This window comes from Streptococcus suis (assembly GCF_046032535.1).
Taxonomy (GTDB): Bacteria; Bacillota; Bacilli; order Lactobacillales; family Streptococcaceae; genus Streptococcus; species Streptococcus suis_AK.
Genome location: NZ_JARQPL010000053.1, coordinates 5,339 through 10,309 on the forward strand (window position 1 = coordinate 5,339; position 4,971 = coordinate 10,309).

Sequence of the window (4,971 nt, forward strand, 5' to 3'; positions counted from 1 at the left end):
TTGAGGTGGTGTGGGTTGATTTGGACTTGGTTCTTCAGGTTCAGGTGTATGTGTTACAACTGTATTTGAGCTGATGACATAGCCATTCACTGTATGGAGATAGGTATTCTCCACCTGACCAGTCGCAATCCGTTTCATCTGAAGGTAAACATCTGCCTGAAAGGCTGAATCATTAGAGATAGTCTCTAAGAAGGATTTATCAAATGAAATTGACACGAGGCCATTTTCTGTATCCACCTGTTGCAAGGTATATTTCGTAACTTCTGTCCCCTCTTTTAAGACAGAACCGTCTTTGAGGGTAACATCCGTCATCAGATAGCTTCGGTAAACACCATTATATTCATCATGCTTTTCATCATAGTTATCTTCAAAACCATATTCAAATAATTCTGTCGCACGATTACTTGGAATCATCGCTCCAACTAAGCGATAGTTAAAGATTTGATGCAAGGCCACTTCTTTCCCATCAAGGCTCTCATCTTTATGAGATAAGTCAATCATCACATCTTTTTGTGGGTCTAATTTTGGAACATTATTGACCACTGTTTCCGTGACATAAGCCAAGCCAAAATCAATCTGATAGGCTGTATTTTCATACTGACCACCTGTTTTGGTCAGCTCATTTTTAACTGTCATCGGAAGGGTGACAACCAAGGTTTGACCAGTCTTGACATAGGTCTCATAAAAGTTTTTTGGATCATCACTACTAAGAACTTGAATGGCTCCTTTAGGTGTAAACTGACGTTTAGCCATGGCATCTTGAACGACTTTCGGAGCTTCTGACAAACTTGCGTAGGTGCTGACAGAGAAACCAGATACACGATTGCCATCCTTATCCAAAACTTGAATGCCATCAGAATTTAGGGTAAGGGCTTCCTCTGGGTAATCGTCTACCATGTAAAATCCCTTGGCAAGAACATCATTCGTCACGACCATGTCCTTGTATTGACTGTAATTCAAGACAATTTTGTAATAATTGACTGTATTCGGAAGGACAGTCTTTCCATCAATTGAAATGCCTTCTTGATTGGTATTAGACTTGTGTGGAGTTACTTTAGGGACAAAATTGGTCACCGTATTAGTTTCATATGCTTGTCCAAAATCCACCTGATAAGCCACGTTTTCATAAGACTTCCCTGAATTAATCATGGTTTCCAAAACAGTCATCGGAGTGACAATGGTAATATTCTCCCCCTTAGTCACATAAGATTCATAAAAGGCTTGTGGGTCTTCAGGCATGAAAACTTGGAAAGCTCCTTTAGGCTGAATTTTTTGTTTAGATAGGGCTGCTTGTAAGGTGTTAGGAGCTTCTGATAATTGAGCATAGGACTTCACCATAATTCCTGAAACTGTTTTGCCATCAGTTGTGATAAACTGAATAGTTGCTTCATCCGGCAATAAAGCTTCTTCTGGATAATCATCCACAAAGTAAAAACCTTGTGCAATCTGAGACTTGTCTGCTTTAATCCCTCGGTATTGGTCCAAATCCCATGAGAGTGTATAGTGATTTTGAGTTCCCACAAGCATGGGCTTCCCATTGATGTCCACTTTGTCTTTATTGAGGTTTTGTTTCTTAGGTTCTGGAGAAACAAGGGTGTTGGTCACTTCCTTGGTTTCATAGCCATTGCCGAAATCCACTTGGTAAGCCTTGTTTGTATAGGTCTTTGTCTGACCATAGAGACTATCTTTAACCGTCATTTTGGTCAGTAAAGCTAAAGATGTACCTGTTTTGACATATTGGTCATAAAAGGCTTGGTTGTCATCTGGCATAAAGACTTGAAAGGCACCAGTCGGTGTAATCTTAGCACGAGCTAATTTATCTTGAAGGTCTTTAGGGGCATTATTTAACGAAGCATAGGTTTTAACCGTTATGCCTGATACTTCCTGACCATCAAGCGTTGTTATAGCCGTGCCATTTTCCACCACGTCAAGCACTTCCTCTGGGTAATCATCCACAAAGAAGAAGCCTCGTGCAATTGTCTCTTTAGCAGAACGAACTCCCTTATACTGGTCCAAATCCCAAGTCAATCGGTAGTGGTTGGTTGTACCAAGAGCTACGACCGTATCGTTAATGAGAACACCATCCGCATTTTCATTGTTTTTATCTGGCATAATAAGTGTGGTTGTTTCCCCATCACCTGGTGTACGAACCGTCACAATATTTGAAGTGACTGTATAGGCATTGGCTGTGCCCTTGTTCAAAAGCAACTTGTAGCTATTAGAATAGGTTGCCCCATCATTTTGAACAGTTCCATAAAGTTTGGGAGCGGTCAATTGATAAACCTTGGTTAAATCTTTATTCACCTCCTGCAACAAGTTTTCCTTTGCGGTCAAGGTCACAAAATTCTTAGTCTCATCAAAGCTAAGGACATAGTTTCCATTCTCTTTTTGTGTTGTTTCCTTATCAAACAGGTAACCAGCAGGCAAGTAGTCCTCAAAAATGAGACTAGTCGTTTGAGAACGATTGGACGATAAGGCATCAACTGTTAAGGGATAAATCACCGTTGAATCTTTTGCGACAGTTTTCTCATGAAGATTAGCTTGGTCACTATTGACTACTTCTTTCATAATCTCTGGAGTTGTCGTCAAACGGTACGCATGATAATGAACAGTCGGAACTTGTGGTGGCGTTGGAAGTTCTTTTGGAATAGGTTTAACAGGTAAGGTTACCTTGGTCAAAGTTAGACTAGGCTGTACCACTTCTTCCAAAGGCTTTGGCGTGAAGGTTACTGGCTTTTCTGGTGTAAATGTTTTAGGAGTAAAAACATCTGGTGTTACCGTAATAGGTTCAGGAACAGGCTCAAGTTCCACCGTTACATGAGGTTTGGGACTATAAGGTGTTACTGTACGTGCCACTGGTAGGGTATTTAAGGCAAACCAGTAAGACAAGCCAACATTCTGTGGCATATCGCCTTGCCCAAAGGTGACTGTATAGGTATTTCCTGATGTAACTGTTGAGACAATAGCTCCTTTATAAGCATAACGACTTGATGTGGTATCCCATTCCTCAGGTAAATTCAAATCACTTGCACGGTTGGAACCCAAAGAACGAGCCAGACCCTCATCGGTCACTTGGATGGTTGAACCATTAATCGGCACAAATTTCCCAGATGAATCTTTAACATATTCTAGACCAATGTCATTATGATTGAGGGAAGAATGCGTGAAAACACCTGGCTTTTCATTGGAGAAGGTAACTTGCGACCCATCTTCCAAGAAATACTTGGCAGTCACACGAAACTCCATCTTGTCTGTTCGCCAGTCCCCATTTCCATCATTTCGATAGGCAATAAAGCCCTCGGTAGGATCGTTTGGTACAACCAATTTTACGGAATTGGTTCCAGCTGGTGACACAAGATTGGTAATATCGTAACTCACACGACTAATCTTTTTGCCATCAAATCGTGCATTTTGAAGATTTTGATAGTTAAAACTGAGGGTCTCACCTGTTTTGAAGCTATCATAGACAAAGAAGCCCGTGGAATCTAAAATTCTTGAGTACCCACCCAGCATGGCATCGCCAGTTGAAATGATCTGATCAGGATTTCGGGTAATGGCTCCATGTTGTGCTTGTGGCTCACCGTTATTGAGATTGAGGGCTTGAGCAAGGGCTTCAGAAATATAACCTTCTTCACCTTTTGAAATCTCGGCTAAGTCACGTTGATAGCGTTCCATTTCTTTGGCATTGTAGGCATCAATCGCTTCATTTTCTTTTCTGGCAGCTTTTTCTTTTTCTTGATTGCGTATTGTAATGGCTTCAATCTCAGCTACTCGATCTGAAACGAATTGTTCTTTCTCCTGATTCGCTTGATCTATTGCGGCTTGACCTGCACGGTTTTCAGCATCAACAGCTGCTTGACCAGCCTGATTACGCCTTTCAATGGCTTCATTATCTGCCTTTGCCTTAGCAAGTCCAGCTTCATTTTCTTTTTGAATGGCCTGATTTTTCGCAACAATATCATCTGCCTTAGTTTTCTTTGTTAGATAATCCGCTACAGCTTGTTCGTTAGTTGATTGAATGGTTTCAACAGTCTTGCCATAGTTTGTATAGTCAAGTACAGATGTCCCATTCCCTGCTGAAACTACTTGTTCATTTACTGTCACATCAGCATCTGCATACCGAGTTTTTAGGTCATTGACTTTAGAATCAACCCAAGCATTTGTCTCTTTACCAGTTTGGTTGGCCTCTTCGTAGGCCTGTGACAGCACCTTATTTTCTTGTTCAATGCGGGCTTTATTCGATTCGTATGTCGCTTTATCAGCTTTGTAGGTTTTAGTGACTTCATTGATAGCCTCAACTTGGTTTTGGGCATCTGCTTCAGCTTTTGAAATTTGTTGGTTGGTTTCTGCCACAGAAGTTGTATTTCCCAAATCCATTGGGCTATCTTCAACCGTAGAAACACCTGCAGCCTTTGCTTCTTCAACTGCTTGTGTTACCGTATCATGTGGTACGGTGACAGCAATTGCACCGTTAGATTGTCCAGTTAACGCTAAACTTTCAGTTTGTTCAGATACAGGGTTTGGCTGTGCTTCTGGTAAATTCGTGGCTGGATTTTCCGTTCGTTGAATGGTGGTGTCAACTGATGGTGTAACTTCATCAGCATGTGCAACCGTTCCTCCCCAAGCAACAACAGCTGTCACCATGGTTCCAAGGGCAACCGAACATAGAGTGCGATATTTTTTACTCTTGCGAAAGACGTGTTTCTCGCCTTTTTCCTGATTGACAAGAAAGTGATGATTACATGTTTTGGTCATAAATAGTCCTTCTTTTCTTTTTTATGTAGCAACAAACTGTCACTCTTTATTAGATACGAGGGCGTTAAGCGAGCACGACAAAAATAGGAGTTTTGACGAAGAACTTTCCGTTCTAGGAGAAACTCTCTTTTTTGAACAGCTCGTAGCCCAAGTTCAATACCATCATAAAAAAGAAGGCTTGATTTTGTTATCACAATCAGTTCAGGGAAAAGAAAA

2 protein-coding genes are annotated in these 4,971 nt (G+C 41.1%); both read right to left on the bottom strand.

What is annotated here, in order from left to right:
• Positions 1-4,755 (bottom strand): SspB-related isopeptide-forming adhesin (locus tag P7J58_RS10745; RefSeq protein WP_408556328.1); only part of this gene is annotated, 4,755 nt, incomplete at its 3' end.
• Positions 4,752-4,971: hypothetical protein (locus P7J58_RS10750; RefSeq protein WP_408556327.1), on the bottom strand; the 220-nt coding region annotated here is incomplete at its 5' end. The genes P7J58_RS10745 and P7J58_RS10750, both read right to left, overlap by 4 nt.